The sequence below is a fragment of the Paenibacillus auburnensis genome (assembly GCF_927798115.1).
GTDB classification, from domain to species: domain Bacteria; phylum Bacillota; class Bacilli; order Paenibacillales; family Paenibacillaceae; genus Paenibacillus_AQ; species Paenibacillus_AQ auburnensis.
The window spans coordinates 1,685,821-1,707,739 of the sequence record NZ_CAKMMG010000001.1 but is presented as its reverse complement, the minus strand read 5'-3'; the positions used below and the strand labels follow the sequence as shown (position 1 = coordinate 1,707,739).

At 50.6% G+C, this 21,919-nt stretch carries 27 protein-coding genes and 1 pseudogene; 27 read left to right on the top strand and 1 reads right to left on the bottom strand.

The features are described 5' to 3' along the window. Window positions 1-157: 157 nt before the first annotated feature. From trpD to L6H70_RS07830, 21 genes and pseudogenes are all read left to right on the top strand, one after another. A complete protein-coding gene (trpD, locus tag L6H70_RS07925) occupies window positions 158-1,198 on the top strand; it encodes an anthranilate phosphoribosyltransferase (RefSeq protein WP_236331645.1) in 1,041 nt (346 codons plus the stop codon). Further along, entirely contained in the window at window positions 1,188-2,018 is an 831-nt protein-coding gene (gene trpC / locus L6H70_RS07920) for an indole-3-glycerol phosphate synthase TrpC (RefSeq protein WP_236331643.1), read from the top strand. Before trpD ends, trpC begins: the two co-directional genes overlap by 11 nt. Then, window positions 2,011-2,691: a phosphoribosylanthranilate isomerase gene (locus tag L6H70_RS07915; protein ID WP_236331641.1), complete on the top strand. Its 681-nt coding sequence runs from the start codon at window positions 2,011-2,013 to the stop codon at window positions 2,689-2,691. Before trpC ends, L6H70_RS07915 begins: the two co-directional genes overlap by 8 nt. Beyond that, window positions 2,688-3,884: a tryptophan synthase subunit beta gene (trpB, locus tag L6H70_RS07910; RefSeq protein ID WP_236331639.1), complete on the top strand. Its 1,197-nt coding sequence runs from the start codon at window positions 2,688-2,690 to the stop codon at window positions 3,882-3,884. Before L6H70_RS07915 ends, trpB begins: the two co-directional genes overlap by 4 nt. Next, a complete protein-coding gene (trpA, locus tag L6H70_RS07905; protein ID WP_236331636.1) occupies window positions 3,884-4,705 on the top strand; it encodes a tryptophan synthase subunit alpha in 822 nt (273 codons plus the stop codon). Before trpB ends, trpA begins: the two co-directional genes overlap by 1 nt. A 55-nt stretch (window positions 4,706-4,760) precedes the next feature. Continuing rightward, a complete protein-coding gene (gene hisC, locus L6H70_RS07900) occupies window positions 4,761-5,858 on the top strand; it encodes a histidinol-phosphate transaminase (protein WP_236331633.1) in 1,098 nt (365 codons plus the stop codon). A gap of 48 nt (window positions 5,859-5,906) precedes the next feature. Continuing rightward, a complete protein-coding gene (locus tag L6H70_RS07895) occupies window positions 5,907-7,001 on the top strand; it encodes a prephenate dehydrogenase (RefSeq protein WP_236331631.1) in 1,095 nt (364 codons plus the stop codon). A gap of 230 nt (window positions 7,002-7,231) precedes the next feature. After that, window positions 7,232-7,624 carry a hypothetical protein gene (locus L6H70_RS07890; protein WP_236331629.1) on the top strand — a complete coding sequence of 131 codons (393 nt, stop codon included), beginning with the start codon at window positions 7,232-7,234 and terminating at the stop codon, window positions 7,622-7,624. 582 nt (window positions 7,625-8,206) lie between these two features. Further along, entirely contained in the window at window positions 8,207-8,794 is a 588-nt protein-coding gene (locus tag L6H70_RS07885) for an RNA polymerase sigma factor (RefSeq protein WP_236331627.1), read from the top strand. A gap of 5 nt (window positions 8,795-8,799) precedes the next feature. Further along, window positions 8,800-8,898: pseudogene (locus tag L6H70_RS28900) on the top strand (zf-HC2 domain-containing protein); the annotation flags it as partial. A gap of 48 nt (window positions 8,899-8,946) precedes the next feature. Beyond that, window positions 8,947-9,393: a hypothetical protein gene (locus L6H70_RS07880; RefSeq protein WP_236331624.1), complete on the top strand. Its 447-nt coding sequence runs from the start codon at window positions 8,947-8,949 to the stop codon at window positions 9,391-9,393. A gap of 154 nt (window positions 9,394-9,547) precedes the next feature. Next, entirely contained in the window at window positions 9,548-10,135 is a 588-nt protein-coding gene (locus L6H70_RS07875) for a histidine phosphatase family protein (RefSeq protein ID WP_236331623.1), read from the top strand. Window positions 10,136-10,225: 90 nt separating this feature from the next. Continuing rightward, window positions 10,226-11,314, top strand: a complete 1,089-nt coding sequence (locus tag L6H70_RS07870) for a hypothetical protein (RefSeq protein WP_236331621.1) — start codon at window positions 10,226-10,228, stop codon at window positions 11,312-11,314. Window positions 11,315-11,325: 11 nt separating this feature from the next. Continuing rightward, window positions 11,326-11,832, top strand: coding sequence for a gamma carbonic anhydrase family protein (locus L6H70_RS07865; protein WP_236331619.1), 507 nt, complete (start codon window positions 11,326-11,328; stop codon window positions 11,830-11,832). Between the two features lie 18 nt (window positions 11,833-11,850). Beyond that, window positions 11,851-12,030, top strand: a complete 180-nt coding sequence (locus L6H70_RS07860; RefSeq protein ID WP_038594463.1) for an IDEAL domain-containing protein — start codon at window positions 11,851-11,853, stop codon at window positions 12,028-12,030. A gap of 92 nt (window positions 12,031-12,122) precedes the next feature. Beyond that, entirely contained in the window at window positions 12,123-12,548 is a 426-nt protein-coding gene (locus L6H70_RS07855; protein WP_236331617.1) for a DUF2487 family protein, read from the top strand. A 217-nt stretch (window positions 12,549-12,765) separates the two neighbouring features. After that, window positions 12,766-13,320 (top strand): QcrA and Rieske domain-containing protein, encoded by a 555-nt coding sequence (locus L6H70_RS07850; protein ID WP_236331615.1) that lies wholly within the window; start codon window positions 12,766-12,768, stop codon window positions 13,318-13,320. A gap of 5 nt (window positions 13,321-13,325) precedes the next feature. Continuing rightward, the gene (gene qcrB, locus L6H70_RS07845) at window positions 13,326-13,997 is read left to right on the top strand and encodes a menaquinol-cytochrome c reductase cytochrome b subunit (protein WP_020427667.1); all 672 of its coding nucleotides are present in this window, start codon (window positions 13,326-13,328) and stop codon (window positions 13,995-13,997) included. 29 nt (window positions 13,998-14,026) lie between these two features. Beyond that, a complete protein-coding gene (locus L6H70_RS07840) occupies window positions 14,027-14,905 on the top strand; it encodes a menaquinol-cytochrome c reductase cytochrome b/c subunit (RefSeq protein ID WP_236331613.1) in 879 nt (292 codons plus the stop codon). Between the two features lie 66 nt (window positions 14,906-14,971). After that, window positions 14,972-15,637, top strand: a complete 666-nt coding sequence (locus L6H70_RS07835; protein ID WP_423802778.1) for a DUF1405 domain-containing protein — start codon at window positions 14,972-14,974, stop codon at window positions 15,635-15,637. A 56-nt stretch (window positions 15,638-15,693) separates the two neighbouring features. Beyond that, window positions 15,694-16,587: a sporulation protein YpjB gene (locus tag L6H70_RS07830; protein ID WP_236331611.1), complete on the top strand. Its 894-nt coding sequence runs from the start codon at window positions 15,694-15,696 to the stop codon at window positions 16,585-16,587. 161 nt (window positions 16,588-16,748) lie between these two features. Here L6H70_RS07830 and L6H70_RS07825 read toward each other — a convergent pair whose 3' ends face one another. Next, on the bottom strand, window positions 16,749-17,618 hold the full coding sequence (locus L6H70_RS07825) for a YitT family protein (RefSeq protein WP_236331609.1): 870 nt from the start codon (window positions 17,616-17,618) through the stop codon (window positions 16,749-16,751). A gap of 159 nt (window positions 17,619-17,777) precedes the next feature. Here L6H70_RS07825 and L6H70_RS07820 point away from each other — a divergent pair, with 159 nt between their 5' ends. From L6H70_RS07820 to bshA, 6 genes are all read left to right on the top strand, one after another. Then, the gene (locus L6H70_RS07820) at window positions 17,778-18,107 is read left to right on the top strand and encodes a nucleotide pyrophosphohydrolase (RefSeq protein ID WP_054941336.1); all 330 of its coding nucleotides are present in this window, start codon (window positions 17,778-17,780) and stop codon (window positions 18,105-18,107) included. Between the two features lie 59 nt (window positions 18,108-18,166). After that, on the top strand, window positions 18,167-18,688 hold the full coding sequence (locus L6H70_RS07815) for a tetratricopeptide repeat protein (protein ID WP_206100820.1): 522 nt from the start codon (window positions 18,167-18,169) through the stop codon (window positions 18,686-18,688). A 34-nt stretch (window positions 18,689-18,722) separates the two neighbouring features. Next, the gene (dapB, locus tag L6H70_RS07810) at window positions 18,723-19,526 is read left to right on the top strand and encodes a 4-hydroxy-tetrahydrodipicolinate reductase (protein WP_236331607.1); all 804 of its coding nucleotides are present in this window, start codon (window positions 18,723-18,725) and stop codon (window positions 19,524-19,526) included. A 17-nt stretch (window positions 19,527-19,543) separates the two neighbouring features. After that, a complete protein-coding gene (gene mgsA / locus L6H70_RS07805; protein ID WP_054941333.1) occupies window positions 19,544-19,966 on the top strand; it encodes a methylglyoxal synthase in 423 nt (140 codons plus the stop codon). Continuing rightward, a complete protein-coding gene (gene bshB1 / locus L6H70_RS07800; RefSeq protein ID WP_236331605.1) occupies window positions 19,966-20,670 on the top strand; it encodes a bacillithiol biosynthesis deacetylase BshB1 in 705 nt (234 codons plus the stop codon). The genes mgsA and bshB1 overlap by 1 nt, the downstream gene beginning before the upstream one ends. Before the next feature lie 90 nt (window positions 20,671-20,760). After that, on the top strand, window positions 20,761-21,918 hold the full coding sequence (bshA, locus tag L6H70_RS07795) for an N-acetyl-alpha-D-glucosaminyl L-malate synthase BshA (protein ID WP_236331603.1): 1,158 nt from the start codon (window positions 20,761-20,763) through the stop codon (window positions 21,916-21,918). Window position 21,919: the final 1 nt, after the last annotated feature.

The following is a 21,919-nucleotide window of genomic DNA, read 5'->3' as shown; positions in this document are numbered from 1 at the left end:
ATAAAACTTAGCAAATGCTTTCGAAGCCAGTTTTATTACGAAGTCGAGCAGAGCAGAGAATGCTCCATAAAACTTTTAGCATATGCTTCCGAAGCCAGTTTTGCCGAAGCGGTTTCAAGAAGTATATGCTCACAAAACTTTTAGGAGGAAAAAGACTATGGATGCAAGTCAAATGATACAATCAGGAATTGCCGGGCTGATCGAGGGCAGAGATCTTAGCCGGACCCAGGCCCGTGAGATTATGGGGACCATTATGGAAGGGGTGGCGTCCCCGGCGCAAATTGGTGCACTGCTGACCGCACTCCGGATCAAAGGTGAGACCGTCGAGGAAATCACCGGCTTCGCGGAAGCGATGCGCGGATTCGGGACACCGGTGCTCACAGAGCGTACCCGTCTGCTGGATACCTGCGGAACCGGAGGTTCGGGCATTCATAAATTCAATATTTCGACCGCCTCGGCAATTATTTCTTCTGCGGCTTCCGTGCGTGTGGCTAAGCACGGCAACCGTTCCGCCTCCGGCAGAGCTGGAAGTGCGGATGTGCTGGAAGCCTTGGGAGTTAACATTCATTTGAACGCAGAGCAGGCCCGGCAATGCCTGGATCATATCGGCATCTGCTTCCTCTTTGCCCAGATCTATCATCCGTCCATGAAATATGCCGCCGCACCGCGCCGCGAGCTGGGCTTCCGGACAGTGTTCAACATGCTGGGCCCGCTAACCAACCCGGCAGGAGCCGACCGGCAGCTTATGGGCATCTACGACCGTGATAAGACTGAGATTGTGGCCAATGTGCTTAAGGAGCTGGGCTCCAAGCGGGCAATGATTGTCAGCAGTCTCGACGGTCTGGACGAAATCAGTATATCGGCACCTACCCAGGTATCCGAACTGAAAGACGGCATTGTCACCACCTATGAAATTACCCCTGAGGCCCTGGGCCTGCAGCGGCATCCGCTGGAGGATGTGCTGGGCGGAGATGCAGCTGAGAACGCAGCAATCATCACTGCAGTGCTGGAGGGAGCCTTAACCCCATACCGTGATATCGTACTGGCTAATGCCGGTGCCTGTATCTACGTTGCCGGTTTGGCGAACAGCTTGAGTGCAGGTGTCCAGGAGGCGCGCCGTATGATCGATTCCGGCAGTGCGCTGCTTAAGCTGGAACAGCTAAAAGCCATGACGAAGGAGCTTGATTATGTATCTTGATAAAATTGTCGCTACCAAAATCAAAGAGGTCGAAGCTTTAAGCAAAACCTTCTCCTTGAAGGACGCAGAAGAGACAATCGCCGGGCTTCCGGCTACAAAAGGTTTCCGGGAGGCGCTTGTTAGCAGGAGGAACCGGGAGATCGGCCTTATCGCGGAGGTGAAGAAGGCTTCACCATCCAAAGGGCTGATCCGTGCGGACTTTGATCCGGTATCCATCGCACAGGGGTATGAAGCAGGCGGAGCCGACTGCTTGTCGGTGCTGACGGATAAAGACTATTTTCAAGGCAGCGGTTTGTATTTGCAGCAGGTTAGGGCAGCGGTAAACCTTCCTTTACTGCGCAAGGATTTTATTATCGACGAGCGCCAGATTTATGAGGCCCGTATATTGGGGGCGGATGCTGTCCTGCTGATTGCGGCTATACTAACTGCCGGGCAGTTAGCTGCCTTTACAGATTTATCTGCTTCGCTTGGCCTGGATGTACTGATCGAGGTCCATGACCGCCGCGAACTTGAGCTTGTAGCCGGCACAGGGAAAATAGAGCAGCCCCATGTGCTGCTAGGTATTAATAACCGCAATCTGCGCACGTTTGAGACGAGACTGGAAACGACAGCAGAGCTGGCGGCACTGATTCCGGATGGAGTTCCGGTGATCAGCGAAAGCGGGATTGCCGGACCGGATGATATCAAGTATTTGCGCCAGACCGGTACCACAGGTGTACTGGTGGGAGAATATCTGATGAGGCAGCAGAACGTCGAAGAGGCGGTGAATAAACTGCTCGGACCGGTATCCGCCGGAAAGGATCGTGCCTTTCATGGCTGATACACTGGTAAAAATCTGTGGACTTCAGGACGTTGAAGTGCTAAAATCTATGAAGCGATTACCGCTTGATTATATCGGATTTGTGTTTGCACCCAGCCGACGCAGGGTAACACCAGTACAGGCAGCGGAGCTCATTGCTGAGCTGTCGGTATGGGAGGCTGTGAAGTCTCCTGGTGCAGCAGGGGTATTCGTCAACCCCGGCTTGGAGGAGCTGCAGGAGCTGCTCGTAACTGTGCCGCTGGATGTGATCCAGCTGCATGGACAGGAGAGCGCAGCGTTCTGCCGGGAGGTCAAGCAGGCTTTTCCGCAGGTTAAGGTATGGAAGGCCATTTCCGTGGCAGGCAAGGGTCAGGCAGGCGATTCCGATGGGCCCGGCAATGTGGCAAGCTATGCCGGCTCTGTTGATGCATTGCTGCTTGACACATATGATCCCCAGGGAAGCGGCGGCTCTGGGCGCACCTTTGACTGGGGGCAGATACCGGTTTTCCAAGCTGCTGCGGAAGCGCATGGAATGCCTTTATTTGTAGCAGGTGGGCTTCATCCGGACAATGTGAGTGAACTGCTGGAGGTCTACAGACCTGATGGCGTAGATGTCTCCAGCGGCGTGGAAAGTGGCGGGATCAAGGATCTCAATAAAATGACTTCTTTCGTGGAAAGGGTGAAGCAATCATGATACAAGTACCGGACAAGTACGGACGTTTTGGTTCTTTCGGAGGCCGCTTCGTTCCTGAAACCTTAATGAATGCACTGATTGAGCTGGAGGAAGCCTATGCGAAATATTCGGCAGAACCGGCATTTCAGGAAGAAATAGATTATTTACTGAAACAGTATTCCGGACGCGAAACACCGCTATATTATGCTGAGCGGCTGAGCAAGCAGCTTGGGGAAGCCAAGATCTATCTGAAGCGTGAAGACCTGAATCATACCGGAGCACACAAGATCAATAACGCGATTGGTCAAGGGATCTTAGCTAAAAGAATGGGCAAAACCAAGGTTATTGCCGAGACTGGCGCCGGCCAGCACGGTGTGGCTACAGCAACGGTGGCAGCGCTGCTGGGTATGGAATGCAAAGTGTTCATGGGGGAAGAGGACACACGCCGCCAGGCGCTTAACGTCTTCCGCATGAAGCTGCTTGGCGCCGAGGTGATTCCCGTGACATCCGGTTCCCGGACCCTTAAGGATGCAGGTAACGAAGCACTCCGCTACTGGGTTAGCAATGTGGAAGATACCTTTTATATCTTGGGTTCAGCAGTCGGCCCTCACCCGTATCCGATGATGGTCCGCAATTTCCAGCGGATTATTGGTGACGAGACCCGCCGCCAGATCCTTGAGGCTGAAGGACGTCTGCCGGATCTCCTGGTGGCTGCAGTCGGGGGCGGCAGCAATGCCATCGGCATGTTCTATCCTTTCATGGAAGATGAGCAGGTAGGCATGATCGGTGTAGAAGCTGCAGGGAAGGGAATTGATACCCCGTTTCATGCAGCAACAATGAGCAAGGGCAGCCAGGGGGTATTCCAAGGGTCTTTAAGCTATCTGCTACAGGATGAATACGGTCAGGTTACAGAGGCTCACTCCATTTCCGCAGGCCTGGATTATCCGGGAGTCGGACCGGAGCATTCCTATCTCAAAGATATTGAACGTGCCAAGTATGTCCCTATTACCGACGCAGAAGCTCTTGATGCACTTAAGCTGCTGTGCGTCACTGAGGGGATCATTCCGGCGCTGGAATCGGCCCATGCCATAGCTCATGTAGCGAAGATTGCTCCGGATCTTACTAAGGATGACGTTGTCGTCATCTGCCTTTCGGGACGCGGAGACAAAGATGTGGAATCGATCATGGCTTATACGGAAGGGGCGGATAAGTGATGACAACAGAAACAACCAACCGGATGGATGTGACCTTCCGCAAGCTCAAAGCCGAAGGGAAGGCTGCGCTGATTCCCTTTCTTACGGTAGGGGATCCCGATCTGGAAACTACGCTAGATATTATTGCCGAATTGGAAGCGGCTGGTGCAGACATTCTGGAGCTTGGGGTTCCTTATTCCGATCCGCTGGCTGATGGACCTGTTATCCAGCGGGCTTCATCCAGAGCGCTGCGCGGAAATATTCATCTCCGCACCTGTATGGAGACTGCACTGAAAGCCCGCCAGGCGGGCAGTGAGCTGCCGTTTATTCTGTTCACTTATTATAATCCGGTAATGCAAATGGGATTGGATACATTTTTTGCCGAGCTGGATACTCATGAGATCAGCGGGCTGATTATTCCCGATCTGCCGGTGGAAGAGTCGGAGGAGATGCGTAAGCGCAGCCGTGAAGCTGGAGTGAACCTCATTCCGCTGGTTGCACCGACCTCCAGTGAGCGGATTGAGCGGATTGTATCGGGAGCCAGCGGCTTTGTTTATTGCGTTTCCTCACTGGGTGTAACGGGAGAAAGATCTTCTTTCCATACCGGTGTTGATGATTTTATTGCTTCCGTACGCCGGGCGACAGACCTTCCGGTAGCGGTAGGCTTCGGGATTTCCACCAGTGAGCAGGTCGCGCGTTTTGCTCAGATTTGCGACGGTGTTGTCGTGGGCAGCGCCATAGTCCGCAAGGTGGAGGATGTTATTCCGCTGCTGGATAATCCAGCCACACGAAGTGAAGGACTGTTGCAAATCCGTGAATTTGTGGCACAATTAAAGCCATAATGGTCTGACGGACCTTAAATAAGCTGTAATTATCACTGGAGAGCGAGGACCACAGATGAATCCGAAACCGAATATTGTTAACCTCCCTGTCTATAAGCCGGGAAAACCAATCGAAGAGGTAAAAAAGGAGCTTGGCTTAGACGAAGTTATTAAGCTGGCTTCTAATGAGAATCCTTATGGTGCGTCGCCGAGTGCAAAAGCCGCAATCATCGCAGATCTGGACAATCTATTCCTGTACCCTGACGGATCAGCTGCTGATTTGACTGCTGCGCTGGCCAGCCATCTTGGGGTGCAGAGTGACAATATCATTTTCGGCTGCGGCTCAGATGAGATTATCGCCCTGATTGCCCGGGCCTTTTTCCTGCCGGGGGATGAGACGATTATGGCTGATCAGACCTTTTCCGTATATAAAAGCAATGCGGATATCGAAAGCGCCGTTACCATTGAGGTGCCGCTTGTAGACGGAACGCATGATCTTGACGGTATGCTGGCCCGGGTTACCGAACGGACCAAGGTCATCTGGATCTGCAATCCCAATAACCCGACCGGAACGATTGTGCCGGAAGAGGCGCTGGTGAAGTTCCTGAATGCGGTGCCTGCCGGGGTAATGGTTGTGCTGGATGAAGCTTATTTTGAATATGTGACTGATCCGTCCTATTCGGATGGAATCAGGCTGCTGGATCAATACCCGAACCTGGTTGTGCTGCGGACCTTCTCCAAGATTTATGGCCTGGCTGCGCTTCGGATCGGTTACGGGGTTGCCAGCCCGCAAATTATTAACTTAATCAACAAGGTACGTGAACCGTTCAATACCTCCCGTCTGGCCCAGGCTGGTGCGCTGGCTGCTCTGGCTGATCAGGACTATGTGGAAGAGTGCCGCCGGCTCAACAGTGAAGGCATTGTGCAGCTCGAGGGAGAATTCAAGCGTCTGGGTCTCAAATCCTTCCCTGCGCACGGTAATTTCATCATGGTGGATGTGCGTAAGCCAGCTACCGAAGTTTTTGATGCCTTGCTGCGCCTCGGGATTATCGTGAGAGCCGGACACCGGTTATACCCGACCTGCATCCGCGTTACCGTAGGCTCGGCCGAGCAGAATAAGTCATTTATTACTGCTCTGGAACAGACGCTCAAGGAGCAGGAAGTAAGGGCGTAAGAGGGAAACGTTCAAGACGATACCATAGAAGGCAGGTAGTACAAAGATATGACGACAAAAATAGCAATCTTCGGTGTCGGTCTGATCGGAGGCTCACTGGCGCTTTGCTTCAAAGGCAAGCCGGGCCTGACCGTCGTCGGCCATGCCCACCGCCCTGAATCCGCGATTAAATATGTCAGCAGAGGCGTAGTCGATCAGGCTACCCTTTCTGTTGAGGAAGCAGCGCTGGGCGCCGATTACATCTTTCTGTGTGTGCCTGTGGGCATGCTAGAGAATTATCTGCAGCAATTAAGCAAGCTTCCACTCAAGCCGGGCTGCATCATTACAGATGTCGGCAGCACCAAAGCCAGTATCGCAGCATGTGCGGTTTCGCTGGATATTCCCGGTGTCCATTTCATAGGCGGACATCCAATGGCAGGTTCGGAACGCTCAGGGGTAGAAGCTGCCTCGTCACTGCTGTTCGAGAATGCCTATTATGTGCTGACCCCTCCGCCAGGAGTGCCGGAGGAGGCTTACGAGGCACTTCAAACCTTGCTCCTACATACGAAAGCGCAGATTGTCAGACTTGATCCGGAACGCCATGATGAAATTGTCGGAGCGATCAGCCATTTGCCGCATATTATTGCAGTTGCGCTTGTGAATCAGATTCACGCGTATGATTCTGAGGATTCGCTATACAGCACCCTGGCTGCCGGCGGTTTCCGTGACATTACCCGGATTGCTTCGAGCGATCCGATCATCTGGCGCGATATTTTACTGAATAACCGCTCGGTGATGCTGCGTCTGTTGAAGGACTGGAATGAAGAGGTATCATCATTTATTCAATTACTTGAGGATTCGGACGGAGACGGAATAGAGGAAGCTTTCCAGGAAGCGAACGGTTTCCGCAGCCAATTGCCGGAACGGCGCAAAGGGATGATTACTCCGCTGTTCGATCTTCATATTGACGTTCCCGATCATCCGGGGATCATTGGCCGTATCGCAACCGAGCTGGGGGATCAGGGCATCAACCTCAGCAACGTGCAGATCATTGAGAGCCGCGAGGATGTTCCAGGCATTATGCGACTGTCTTTCCGCCAGGAGAACGATATGGAGCGGGCCAAAATTCTGCTGCAGCATAACGATTATACAGTGTACGTATAGGAGCCTTACACAACCGGGTCCTCCATCACTTTGTAAACCTCAGATATACAAATCAAGTGCGGACAGCGTGTGCCGATCTTTTGCGGTACACGCTGTTTTTGTTATAGCGTAGTACCAAAAGGAGAAAACAACAGACTTCCTGAAAATAAGTATATACTTGAGGCAGAACACAGGATTACAAAGGGCGCCTTGCAGAGAGGCCTTCAAACAAAGAAGCGGGGGCAGGTCAATTGGGCGTTCTGGCTAATATTAATCAATCGTTCGATGAAATCGAAGAACAGCTAAAATATTTTATTCATAATAATTCCTCAATTGAATATGTAGAAATGCCGATAGAGTATGTAAGCTCAGGTACATATGCCTGGGTAAGATTAAAACAGAATGAGTTGTATATGCAAAACAGTATCCTCTCAGGTTATTTAAATCTGATAACTTTCTGTGATTTAATCTTAAAAAATGTTAAAAGTCCGCATATCGAGGAATTTGCCAAAAGTACTGAGCTGGTGCTGAGTTATATTGGCCAGAATACACTGCTGTTTTTTGAATCCTTGGAGAAGGTTTTTGCGGATATTAAAGAAGAACTGGATGTTCAGCGGGTAATCATTGCACAACCATATCAATAACTAGCCGGGTAATGAATTAAACCCAAAAAAAAGAACCGCTTACAAAGTAAGCGGCTACAATTCACAATTGATATTGGAATCGTACAGTGTTTGGATAGGAGTGGAGAGAAACCATACTGTACTTTTATTATATGTATCCGTTTACATTTTGTCAACCATTTCTATAAACTTATTTTTCCAAGCATGTTATTGAAGCAGGTTATGCTATTCAGCAGATGCCGGGTGCGATTCTCCAGCTTTCGACGCCGCATGGGAAAGTAGGCCATCCTGGTGTTGGCTTAAGTCTATTAATGTCATCCTGTTAGAATGTATGCTATACTAGGTTAAGTATGTTTATAGATTTCTTCCTGGTATTTCCAGCATGGGATTAACGGAGGCTCTGAAATCTGTAAAGATGCATTTTCTGCCTGTATTTAAGTACAGCATATCTTTTTTCAAAGGACCCGGAATATACATAGGAAGTACTGTCTAATTTATTGCAAATGTAGAGGATTCAACGCAACTTTTTCAAACCTGCCCGGTATAATTAGGTACGGACCGGACGGGATTAATCGTGCTAGGGCGAGGAGGGCCGAACTCACCATGACGGATTCCCAGTTGATCCAGCTAATCAAGCAAGGAAACACAGAACTATATTCGGAACTGATGCGAAGATACCAACGTAAAATACTGGCTTTTGTCTATCATATGCTTAAAAACTCCCATATGGAGCTAATTGCCGAAGATCTCTGCTCGGAGACATTTTACAAAGCATTCCGGAGCCTGCATTCCTTTCGCGAGGTAGATGCTTCATTCTCGACATGGCTGTACACGATCGCCCGCAACACAGTGCTCAGCGAGCTCCGCAAAAACCGTGCAGGCAATGTCTCTCTCGAAGAGAGCGGGTACACGCCGGTAGCACCGGCTGAGGTAGCTCCTGAACAGGCTGCACTGCGTAAGGAACGGATGAACCTGGTCCGCGAAGCCATCAATAATCTTCCGGAGAAACAGCGCTCGGCGCTGATTCTGCGTGAATACGATCAAATGGATTATCAGGAAATTGCCATCATTTTGGATCAGAGTGTCAGCTCCGTGAAATCACTGTTGTTCCGTGCAAGGAGCAGTGTGAAGCTCCAACTCGAATCCTATTTTTATGAGCCTGAAGTAGAAGAGCAGGCTGAGAGGGTGTAAGGCCAATGAACTGTAGGGAAGCGCAAGATTCCATTCCGCTTTTGTGGGACGCTCCCCCCACTGACCCTAAGCGGATTGAGCTGGAGAGGCATATCGCGGGTTGTTCTTATTGTGCTGCTGAATGGGCTTTATGGCAGGAGAGCATCGAGCTTATGCAAGATACAAGGGTGGAGATCAGCGCCGAACGCGCTGAAGCCATTAATCTCAAGGTTATGGAGCGTATTTATCTGGAAAGCCCTTGGCTGATGCCGGGGGACGGGAAATCTGCAGGCAGTACTGCCGTTTTCCGCAAACGCCTGAGCCTTTGGATTGCCTGCTTTCTGGCAGTGTTTTTATCAAGTTTCCTGTACTTTACGATGTTCAAAACACCGGATAACACGAGTTCGGCACAGAGCGGCATTATTGAAACAGGAGTAGCCGGTCTTACGCTGGATTGGTCATCTTCCTATCCTGTCTCAGAATCCCAGGGTGGCATTATCGAACCGCTTGTTGTGAGCATGGGGCCGACACATCCGCAGTATTGGATGGTGCTGTCCATGCTGGGCGTGGCGTTGTCTATCTTTTTACTGACCCGGCTCAACCGATACCGCAGACAATGATGAAGTCCCTTTACTCAGGTAAAGCGGACTTTTTTGTTGCCGTTAAGCCTGTAATTTTATTCAAAACGGAGCATTATAGTTCAAAAAGAAGACATTTGTTTTCATTCATGATACATTATTAAGCAAACATATTGGATGGAAAGGGTGCTATGCGATGCTGATCGGCTTAATACGCCATGGACTGACGGATTGGAACGCGGAAGGGAAAATACAGGGACAAAGTGACATTCCGCTTAACGACGAGGGCCGGAGGCAGGCTGATATGCTGGGTGAGCGGCTGTTGCATGAACCCTACCATTGGGACTACTGTATCACAAGCGGCTTGTCCCGTGCAGAAGAGACAGGGAAGATCATTGCCGCCAAGCTGGGTATCCCGTTACTCGAGCCTGATCAGCGTATACGGGAACGCGCTTATGGACAGGTTGAGGGGATGACCGCCCTGGAGCGCGAAGCGAAATGGGGTAAGGAATGGAATCTGCTGGAGCTTGGGCAGGAAAAAGACGAGGAGCTGCAGCTGCGCGGACTTGCCTTTATGGAGGATCTTTCCACCCGGTACCAAGGCAGCAATGTGCTGGTCATCTCCCACGGAGGTTTCCTCGCCCAGCTGTACACTGCGCTCTATAAAGACAAGTACACGGAGCGGCTAGGCAATTTATCATTGACCATTATCGAAAAGAACGAGCAGGAGTGGAAGCCGCTTCTGTATAATTGCACCCGTCATATTTTGCAAAATCAGCGGTGACCCGAATCTTCGGGTTATTTTTTTTGAGAAATAAGGAATAAAAAGGGCTGTATTTCCCATAATGGTAGTAAAACAGTGAGGCGATGAATGATGAATCTGGCGGATATGCTCACTTACGCAGACATTGGTCAGCTTACCGCCATAGCGGGACGCTATCAGTGCGATTGCAAACGGAATTCGAAACATGATTTGATCCAGAGCATTCTCATCACACTTGGAAGCCGGGATTTCATGGAATCCCATATCCGGAGCTGTACACCGGAGGAATTACGGTTCCTGAACACACTGCTGTTTGACGAACGCAGCCATTTCAGTCTTGAAGATTTGCTAGCTGCGGCGAGACAGGCATCCTTCGATGCTCCTGCCGGTAAAACAGGGGGATACCGTGAGATGGTCAGCCGGTTCAAAAGCGGCGGCTGGCTGTTCAGCGGTGCTTCACAGCAAAGCAAGTATCTGTTCCAGGTTCCGGAGGATTTGAAGAACCGTTTCCGTGAGCGGATGGGCGAATACATCAAAGAAAAGGTATCCGGCAGCTGTGAACCGGCAATGTACCGCGGAGAAGGGGATTTACTGGCAGAAGATTTGCTGCTGTTCCTGCGTTATGTGAAGGAGAATAATCCTGAGCTAAATCAGGAGGGGGCTCTCTATAAACGGTATCAGCAGGGACTGATGAATGCACTTCAAATTCCGGAACCGCTGCTCGGTAAAGGGGGCTGGAGGTTTGGTTACGGTAGAGCCTGCGAGCATTACCCGCCCAGATTAGCCCTCCTGTATGATTATGCCAGGCACCGCCGCTTTATTGCTGAAGAAGGCTACCGCTTACAGGTAACTTTGGCAGGAGAGGCATTACTCGCCGAAGGAAAATCGGAAAGACTGATGCAGATATTCCTCTTTTGGTTAAAACTTTATAAAGGTGCTGTTCCCAATCTTCCGTCAATCGTATACTGGATTAGTAAGAGTGCCGGTGAGTGGGTGACCGTTTCTTCTCTGGTAGAAGGAATAGGCTGGCTCATTAAACCGTTCTACTATGATGATGCCGCTTCAATCCTGGAACAGCGTATATTACGGATGATGCTGCATTTGGGGATGATCCGGCTGGGTGAGACACCGGGTGGACCGGTAGTCATGATGACCCCATGGGGAATGGAAGCGGCTACTCCGAGGCGGCTGCCTAAGTAAGGGGGAGGACAATGCGGATTGCTTATGGGAAGTACATACCGCGTATTGACGAATCTGTTTACGTGGCAGAAGGTGCAAAGCTGGTAGGTGACGTAACGGTGGGGCAGCATTCAAGTATCTGGTTTAATGCTGTGCTTAGGGGAGATCTGGCTCCGGTGATTATCGGGCAGCGCTGCAATATTCAGGATGGTACTGTAGGACATGTAGCCGAGGGATTGCCGCTTATGCTGGGTGATGATATATCGGTCGGACATTCTGCGATTATCCATGGCTGCAAGATAGGCAATGGCACATTAATCGGAATGGGAGCAATTGTTTTGAACGGAGCAGAGATTGGTGAATATGCTTTAATAGGAGCCGGTTCTATTGTAACCGAAAACAAAATTATCCCGCCCTACACTCTTTCCCTGGGTTCTCCTGCTAAAGTGGTCCGGGAATTGACCGAACAAGACCTGCTAAGAATGAAGCGCACCAGCGAAAGTTATGTGAACAAAGCAAAGGAATATGGAATCTTCTAAACAGCGGAGGTGTATCGAATGGACAAAATGAAGGCTACCTATGAAGTGATGCTAGGGCTTGCGGCAGAAATGGTGTGGGATGAAGCGCTTAGAAAGCGACGTACCGACATCTTGTACCGGGAGATCGACACAGCGCTGGCGGCCGGAGATAAAGCGGCTTTCCGGTATCTGACTGAAGAACTGAAGAGTTTGGCATAACGAAATGCGCTTAGCGCATTTCTTTTTTTCGTTTCACGGGAGGCGAAGGAGCTTATTTATAATAGGGAATTCATGTGAGGGGATGATTCAAAATGAAGTTCAGCAGTTTTACCGCAGAGAGCTGGGAAGAGAACCACAAGTACTATGATACCTGTCTGCTTCCGTTTACGGGACTGCATGGGGGAGAAAGCCCATCCGAAGCGGCGGCGATACTGGAGCAGCTCCGAGACCTGCTGGAGCTTATAGAGCAGCCGTTTCAGGGACGTATAGTTACCTACCCGGCGGTACAGTATGCTACGGAGCATAGTGTAGCCACCCTGAATGATGTGTGCAGGAAAGTCAAATCCAATCAATTCCAGTTCGTCATCGTGGCATCAGCAGCCGCGGAGTTATCTTCCGGCGAACTTTATGAAAGCGATTTAGTCCTTTCCCTGTCCGGATTTGAGTCCTCGCAGAAAGGATTGGTTAAGTCTGAAATAAGCGATAAAATTCAAGCGATGTGGCAACGGGGGAAATGAGTTAAATGTGACAGAAATTCAACAATTTCAGTAAAAACCCTTTGTTCAGCCTGTCACAATTTAGACAATATTCTTGACGGGTAATTGGGCCTAAGCTATGATAAGGGTGAACTGATGTGACATGTGATTTATGTCATTGTAAACGTATTACTAACAGATAATTCCTTTGGAACACTGCAGGTGCCTTCTCAATTTTGAAAAGGGGGTTACACACCGTATGAGCAGCTACAATGAAGAGCATGAATTGAATCCGCAAGAACCGCCTAGCCGAAAAGAGATGTCACGCAGACAGTTTCTGACCTATACGCTTGGCGGTGCAACCGCATTTATGGGAGCAGGCGCCATCCTGCCTATGGTGCGGTTCGCTGTAGACCCGATATTACATAAGAAGGGTGAAGGAGAATTCATCAAGGTTGCGGAAGCCTCCAAAATAACCAATGAGCCGCAGGAGTTTAACTTTGAGCTTAAACAGCAGGACGGGTGGTATGCCAGTACAGCGACGCTGACGGCATGGATCCGGAAAGATGAGAGCGGAGAAATTTATGCGCTTTCACCCATCTGCAAGCATCTGGGCTGTACGGTCGGCTGGAACAATGATAAAGCTTTTCCTGACGAATATCATTGCCCCTGCCATGGAGCCAGGTACACGAAGCTTGGCAAGAATCTTGCGGTCGCCCCGAAGCCGCTGGACCAGTACAAGACCAAGATCGACGGCGGTTGGGTATATCTTGGCGATATCATCCCCAATACCGAAGCTAAGAAGGAGGCGTGATCCTGATGTTTAAAAATGTCTACAACTGGATTGATGAGCGTCTGGATATTACGCCGATCTGGAGAGATGTTGCCGATCACGAGGTTCCCGAGCACGTCAATCCCGCGCATCACTTCTCGGCGTTCGTGTATTGCTTTGGCGGACTTACCTTTTTTATCACCGTGATTCAGATTTTATCGGGCATGTTTTTGACCATGTATTATGTACCGGACATTATAAATGCTTATGCCAGTGTGGAATATTTACAAACTAAGGTTGCTTTTGGGCAAATCGTACGCGGCATGCACCACTGGGGTGCAAGTCTGGTTATTGTAATGATGTTCCTGCATACGATGCGGGTGTTTTTTACAGGCTCCTATAAGGCTCCGCGCGAGATGAACTGGGTGGTGGGCATGCTGATCTTTTTTGTCATGCTGGGTCTGGGACTTACCGGATATCTGCTGCCATGGGACAACAAAGCCTATTTTGCCACTAAGGTTACACTTGAGATCGCCAATTCCGTTCCGGTCATGGGACCAGTGCTTAAGGAACTGATGCAGGGCGGTACGATTGTCGGAGCCGAGACGCTGACCCGGTTCTTTGCTCTTCACGTATTCTTCCTCCCGGCGGTCCTGCTTATACTGCTCGTCGGACACTTTATTATGATCCGCAGACAGGGTATATCCGGTCCGTTGTAAGTCAATTGACGAAAAGGAGGGACTCTTGAATGGCACATAAGGGCAAGAACGGCTCTGAAGAAAAAGTTGTATTTGTCGGTGATTCCCGTGTCAAGAAGGGCAACGGGTTTATAACACCGCCTGATTATACGGCGTATCCGGGGAAATCGGAGGCCTTCATTCCAAACTTTCTTTTGAAGGAGTGGATGGTTGGGGTAGTGGTCTTGGTTGGCATTCTTGTACTTACAATTTCAGAGCCCGCACCGCTGGGGTTCCCTGCCGATGCCGGAGCTACAGTTATCCCGATTCCTGACTGGTACTTTTTGTTTCTGTATCAATATTTGAAGCTGCCATATGCCTCGGGTGATTATATCGTTCTGGGCACACTCGGGGTAACCGGGGTGGCATTTGGCGCTCTGCTGCTTGCCCCGTTCCTGGATACGGGCCGTGAACGGCGGTTCTACCGGCGGCCGATCGCTTCCTCGCTGATGTTCCTGTCGCTTGTAGCAATTATCTATCTAACCAATACCGCCTGGACGGAATATCAGCATGAGATGGCTGAAACGGGCCAGATCCCGGAAGATGTGCAGCGTGAGGAGAAAGCGGCTGAGAACAGGGCCAAGGGCCTGCCCACGACAAGTGCCGTGCAGGCCAAGGATATCGCGATCGTGGACAAGGATGATCCGGCAATGGCGCTCTTCAAGCAGGCTACATGTGTTACCTGTCACGCTGTAGATTTGAAGGGCGGAGCCGGACCGTCGCTGCGCGGAGTCGGGGATACTCACGACAAGGAAGCGATACTGACCATTATCAAAGAAGGCCAGGGCCAGATGCCTCCGATGTATGAAACAGCCATGGGGGCAGGGCTCACCGAACAGGATATCGACTCGCTTGCCGGCTGGCTTGCCAAACAAAAAAGCGAACAGTAAAATAATATTAGCGCAGCCTGATCGTATATGCGGTCAGGTTTTTGTCTGTATGGAGAAGAGTCTGTCATGAGGTGGAGGGTGAAATCGTTTATGCCGGTTATAGACAAGCTGTTCAAGCACCGGGGAGTCATATGGCTGCTAATTATTGTGAATTTCCTTGGGACGATTTACGGATACATATGGTATGGCAATCAATTAGCGTTTACAGCAGAGAACTATCCGGCATGGCTGCTTCCGTTCGTTCCTGACAGTCCGACGGCAAGCCTGTTCTTTACGGTTGCACTGGTTCTAATGCTATATCCCCCGAAAGGGCTTAAAGGAACAATGGTGCGGGAGCTCATCGAAGCACTGGCCGTTGTCACTTCTGTGAAGTACGGAATTTGGGCGGTCAGTATGATTTTTGCCGGCGGCTATCAGGGGGATACCGTGAGCTGGCAGGACTGGATGCTGGTAGTGTCACATACCGGTATGGCGGTTGAGGCGCTGATCTATGCACGGTTCTTCTCATTCCGGCGGATGCTTCCGCTGGCAGTGCTCTGGACACTGGCGAACGATATGGTGGATTATTCAGTTGGCATTTATCCTTGGCTGCCGTCGGAACTTGATGATGATATCCTCAAAGTGCAGAACTTCACAATCCTTCTAACTTTATTGAGCGCGGCAGCGGCTTGGGTTTTCGGGTCAAAAGCCAGGGCAGCACATCTCATGCAGCGGGCTGGGATGAGACGCTGACAGGCTGTTCTATCTCTTGTCCTTCTCCCATACATTTAGAGTAGGGGGGATGTCTCATGCGGCGCAGGAGATATATTGTGCTGACAGGATTAATGTTGTGCTGGCTGCTTGCCTGGATGAACGGCGGGAAAGTATCGGCCTACGGGGTGTATGGCCCCGGAGAAGCCGCGAATAAGACCGGGCATGCATCAGTAGCAGCCGGAAGCGGTTCACCGGTGCAGACCGGAAGCGGTGCACAGCGCCTGGAACAAGCGGCTGAAGCTTTATATAATTATGTGCTCAAAGGCGATATCGCCAAGGCAAAACAGCAGAGCGAAGAGATCTCGAAGATCTTTGTATCCTCTTCATTTGAGGGTCAGACTTCGGTTGAAGGGGTTAATGCACTGTCAGGGGTCATTGTGGACCTTAAGGCTGCCTTTGCGGCTGCGCAGATTGTTCCGGAGAAAATAGAAGCTGCGGCAGCCAGAGTCCGGCTTGCTGCCAACAGCCTGAATCATCCCCGTCAGCCTATGTGGCAGCAGTATTACAAGCTGTTCCGTGAGGATCTGAATGATATGGAGAAAAGCGCTGCGGCTGGTGATCTGGAAGGCTGGAAGACAGCCGTTACCCGGCTGCAGAGCAGATATGATACCATCCGGCCTGCGGTTGTCATTTCCAGCCGTCCGGAAGTCGTAAATGCCTTTGATTCATGGCTGTCCTATGCAGCGGGAGTGACAACATCCGCCCAGCCCCCAGAGCGTTCGCGGCTGCTTGAGATTATCTCTTACGGTCAGGATGCTGTTAGGGTGATGTTCGGCAAGGAGCGGGATGAGCCCGTATTGTCGCTCCCACTGTCGCCCCAGAAATACGGAGCCTGGGGAATGCTTGCCGGAGCTTTTATCCTCTCCGCACTGGCTTATGCCGGGTACCGCAAGTACCGTGGAGAGCAGGAGGATTTGAAGCCGGTCTAGTGGTGATGATGGACATGAATGAACTCTCTATTAAATGTATAACAAGAAGGCTCTCCTTTTTCGTGTTTGTGACACGAAAGGAGAGCCTTCTTCTTTTGCAATATAGGATTCGAACTCCGATAGTTTACTGAAGATTCAGCTGGTAATATACCATTATGTATTCAGGATTCCCGGAAGCCTTCGCCCATGACATCGTGAACATCGCTGATAATTACAAATGCCGTAGGATCAACGGACTTCACTAATTGGCTGAGCCGGCGGATTTCCTGGCGGGAGACAACGCAATACACCATATGCTTGGCCTGCTTCGAATATGCACCGATGGCCGGGATCAGCGTCACACCGCGCTCCATTTCGGCAGTGATCAGGTCCGCGATTTGTGGAGCATCGTCGCTGATGATCGTGAACGCCTTGGCGGCATAAGCGCCTTCTTGGATGAAATCAATTACACGAGAAGAGATAAATACGGCCACAAGGGTATACAATATTTTTTCGCGGGGTATGTAGAGCAGTGATGCGCCGATAATGATAACATCGACAGCTAAGATAATCTGACCCATGCTCCAGCCGAACTTGCGCCCGAGAATCCGGGCAACGATGTCAACGCCTCCAGTGGTCCCGCCGTACCGGAAGACGATACCGAGTCCAAGGCCAAGCGTGACCCCGGCATATAATGAAGCAAGAATAAAATCATGCTCGGTGCTGAAGGGCACCAGCCAGCCTGCGGCAATCAGCCGTTCAAAAACCCACAGGAAAAAAGACAATGCCCCAATGCCGACACCGGTATAGACAATCTGATGAGAACCAAGTACTTTCCAGCCCAGCAGGAACAGCGGGAGGTTCAGCAGGAGCGTAGTCAGGAAGATCGGAATATCAAAAGCATAATTCAGCAGGATGGTAATCCCGGTTACTCCTCCCTCCATCAGCTGATTGGGGACGATAAAGTACAGGAGCCCGAACGCATATATTGCCGCACCCAGCATGATAGGCGCTACTGTTTTGCCGATATTCATTGCATTTAATGATTTCATATAATCCCTCGCCTGAGCCCTCTTACGGGCGTTTTATACATGCATGACTTTCATGTTGTACAGCTGCAAATGTAAAAAAGATTTGTCTTCAAAACGTCTTTACGATAACATAGGGGCAAACAGAAGGCAAGAATTTATAGGGGGGCGAAGCAACAAATTATGGATAAAAGTCTAGGTGAGATACAGCGAGAAGTCGATGCTTATATCTCACAGTTTAAGGAAGGTTACTTCAGCCCGTTGTCTATGCTGGCCCGGATGTCGGAAGAAGTGGGTGAACTGGCCCGCGAAGTGAACCATCAATTCGGCGAAAAGCCTAAAAAGGCAGACGAGGCGGACAATTCTATTGAACTTGAACTGGGTGATATTCTGTTCATAACCGTATGCTTCGCCAATTCTCTGGGCATTGACCTGACGGAAGCCCATAATAAAGTGATGCACAAGTTCAATACCCGTGACGCCGGACGGTGGACACTTAAAAACACCGATTAGGCCTCTATAACATATGCTGTACCAAACGAACGGGATTTAGCCGTCAGGATGGTGAGTATATGAATCATAACGATTATGTCAATGCGGCATACCGGTCTATATTGCGCAGCGATTTTGAAGAGGCCATTCAATATTTTGAAGCTGCGATATCGGCCAGCCCGGACGACGCCGAGGTCAGATACCGGTGTTCGATTACCTATGCGCGCAGCGGTATGATGGATAAGGCGCTGGAGCATGCGCTCGCAGCGGTGAAGCTGGATAGCGGCAAGCCGGAATACCATTTGCATCTCCAGCATTTGCAGGCCCTTAAGCTTGTTCAGGAGGCTAAACGTCTGCTGGAGGATGAAGCAGGAGGGACGCTTAATCCGTATCGTCCAGTCACACTCCTGAAAGAAGCGATTTCACTTGATCCTCTGTATGGCGACGCCTACGTCTGGCTCGCGATTGCGCATAGCCGGATGAATGAGCACGTACAGGCGATTGCCGCGATGAAAGAGGTTATTGCCCTCCACCCGGACGACTCCGGTCTCCGGCAGCTTATGAAAGACCTGCAAAGATCATTGCAAAAATATATCCACTAATGATGGAACCAGTGAAAGCGAGGAGGAAATAAAGGTGAGCGACAAGATCAGAGTGATTGTCTCCGGAGCAGGAGGCAGAATGGGTAAAGAGGTTGTTAAGCTGGTACTGCAGGATGAAGAACTGGAACTTGCAGCGGCGGTAGACCGTTCCGCAGGCGAAACAGATGCAGGCCGCATGGTAGGACTAGAGGAATGCGGGATAACAGTTACTTCAGATCTGGAAGCTGCCTTGGCAGGAAGCCGCGGAGATGTGCTTGTTGATTTTACGATTCCGCAATCCGCTTATGCCAACACTTCGCTTGCAATCAAATACGGGGTGCGTCCGGTTATAGGGACTACCGGGTTCACCCCGGAGCAGATTGCCGAGCTGGACAAGCAATGTCAGGAGCAGGGAATCGGTGGGCTGATTGCCCCGAACTTCTCCATTGGTGCGATTCTGCTGATGAAATTTGCCGCCCAGGCGGCTAAGTATTTCCCGCATCTGGAAATTATCGAGTACCATGGTGACCAGAAGCTGGATGCCCCGTCAGGTACAGCGATCAAGACGGCTGAGATGATCTCTGAAGCCCGGCAGGAGCTCCGTCAGGGTAATCCGCAGGAAGAGGAGATTATTGAGGGTGCACGCGGCGGCTTTTACAACGGTTTCAGGATTCACAGTGTCCGCCTTCCCGGCGTATTTGCGCAGGAGGAAGTAGTATTCGGCGGTTTTGGACAATCGCTTAAAATCCGCCATGATTCATACGAGCGGGCAGGTTACATGCCAGGGGTCAAAATGGGTATCCAGAAAGTGATGGAATACACAGGCTTGATCTATGGCTTTGAGCATTTTATTGAATAGACAGGGGAGAACTCATCATGTTGAAGATTGCCTTTATTGCACATGACCGGAAAAAAGAAGAGATGGTCAATTTCGTTACCGCTTATGAGAATGTTTTTACCGGCCTGGAATTGTATTCAACGGGAACTACAGGCCAGCGGATTATGGATGTAACCCAGCTTAAGATTCACCGTTTCATGTCTGGACCGCTCGGCGGAGACCAGCAGATCGGTTCGCTGGTGGCACAGGATGAGCTGGACCTGATTATTTTCCTGCGTGATCCGCTAATGGCACAGCCGCATGAGCCGGATATCACCGCACTGCTCCGTTTGTGCGATGTGTACGGTATTCCGGTAGCGACTAACATCGCTACAGCTGAAATTCTGGTAAAGGCGATCGACCGCGGCGATTTCGGATGGCGGGAGCTGGTACATAAATACAAGCCGGGTGTGGACGAATAATGAAACTGGACATTCTTGTATTCGGGGCTCATGCAGATGATGCTGAGATCGGGATGGCGGGAACCATTGCCAAGCATACTGCTGCCGGTCTGAAGGTCGGCCTGTGCGATTTGACTGCAGCGGAAATGTCCTCGAACGGAACCGTGGAACGCCGTAAGCAGGAGGCTCAGCAGGCTGCTGAAGTGCTAGGGGCATCCGTACGCACCAATCTTGGATTACCGGACCGCGGTCTTTATATGTCAGAGGAACATCTGGCTGTAGTCACTGCAGAAATCCGGAAATTTGCCCCGGCCATTGTGTTTGCCCCTTACTGGGAAGACCGCCATCCTGATCATATTGCCTGCAGTAAGCTAGTGGAAGAAGCGGTATTCAATTCGAAGCTGCGCAAATATATGCCGGACAAGCCGGCCATACCTGCACCGCTGCTCTATTTTTACTTTATTAATGACTTAGGCCGTACTGACCTTATAGTAGATGTGACTCAGCAATATGGCTTGAAGGAGCAGGCGTTGTCCTGCTACCGTTCCCAATTCGAGAAGACCCCGGGTGAGGATGTGGTATCGACACCGCTCAACGAGGGCTATATCGAACGGGTCCGCTCAAGGGATATGCTGCTCGGACAGCGGAGGCTGATTCCCTTTGCTGAAGGGTTCGCAGCGAAGGTTCCCCATGCCGTTGATCTATTCATAAGCGGGGGCTATTAGGAACAAACTTTATTTCCTCCTGAGATGCAACTATAATAAACTCATATCATTACTTGAAGTAAGAGATAAGTTAACGAAGGGGACGGAGCTATGGACCGGCTAAAAATAGGCATCACCTGTTATCCGTCTCTGGGCGGCTCGGGGGTAGTGGCAACTGAATTGGGGAAGCTTCTGGCTGAAAAGGGCCATGAAGTCCATTTTATTACACACAGTATCCCGTTCCGGCTTGGAACGTTTCAGAAGAATATATTTTACCACGAGGTTGAGGTTAACGATTACTATGTCTTCCGTTACCCTCCTTATGATCTGGCGCTTGCCACCAAGATGGCGCAGGTAGCCAAGATGCAGGGGCTGGATTTGTTACATGTTCATTATGCGGTGCCGCATGCCGTATGTGCTTTCCTGGCCAAGCAGATGCTCGGCAATGATATCAAGGTAGTCACAACCCTGCACGGGACGGATATTACAGTACTGGGCCAGGATGAATCGCTTAAGGACCTGATCCGCCTCGGCATTAATGAGAGTGATGCGGTTACCGCTGTCTCTCAGGATCTGATCAAGGAAACCCGGCGCGTGCTGGATATTACCCGTGATATTGATCTGACCTATAACTTTGTCGACAAGCGTGTGTATTACCCGCGTGACGTAACCGATCTCCGTGGCGATTTTGCCAATCCGGATGAGAAGATCCTGATGCATATCAGCAATTTCCGTCCGGTCAAACGGGTTAGTGATGTTGTTGATGTTTTTGCCAAGGTGAGCAAGGAGATTCCTGCGAAGCTGCTGCTTGTAGGTGAAGGTCCCGAGCTGCCTAAGATTCAGGCAAAAATCAATGAAATGGGTCTGGAGCACAAAGTCCGCTTCCTGGGTAAGCAGGATGAAATTGCCCAGGTAATCTCCCTGGCGGATCTGCTCCTGCTGCCTTCTGAGAAGGAGAGCTTCGGTCTGGTAGCGCTGGAAGCGATGGCTTGCGGCGTTCCGACAATCGGTTCCCAGGCTGGCGGTATACCGGAGCTGATTCAGCACGGCAAAACCGGCTTCCTGGCGCCGATCGGGGACACAACCGCTATGGCAAAATATGCGGTGAAGCTGCTGTCGGACGAGGGGATGACAGAACAGTTCAGAAAGGCGTGTCTAGAGAGATCATGCAATGATTTCAGCCGGGACAGCATCACAAATCAGTATGAGGATATTTACTACCGTGTGCTAGGGCGCAGGGTGCTCGGAATGGATACCATCCGGGGGTAAG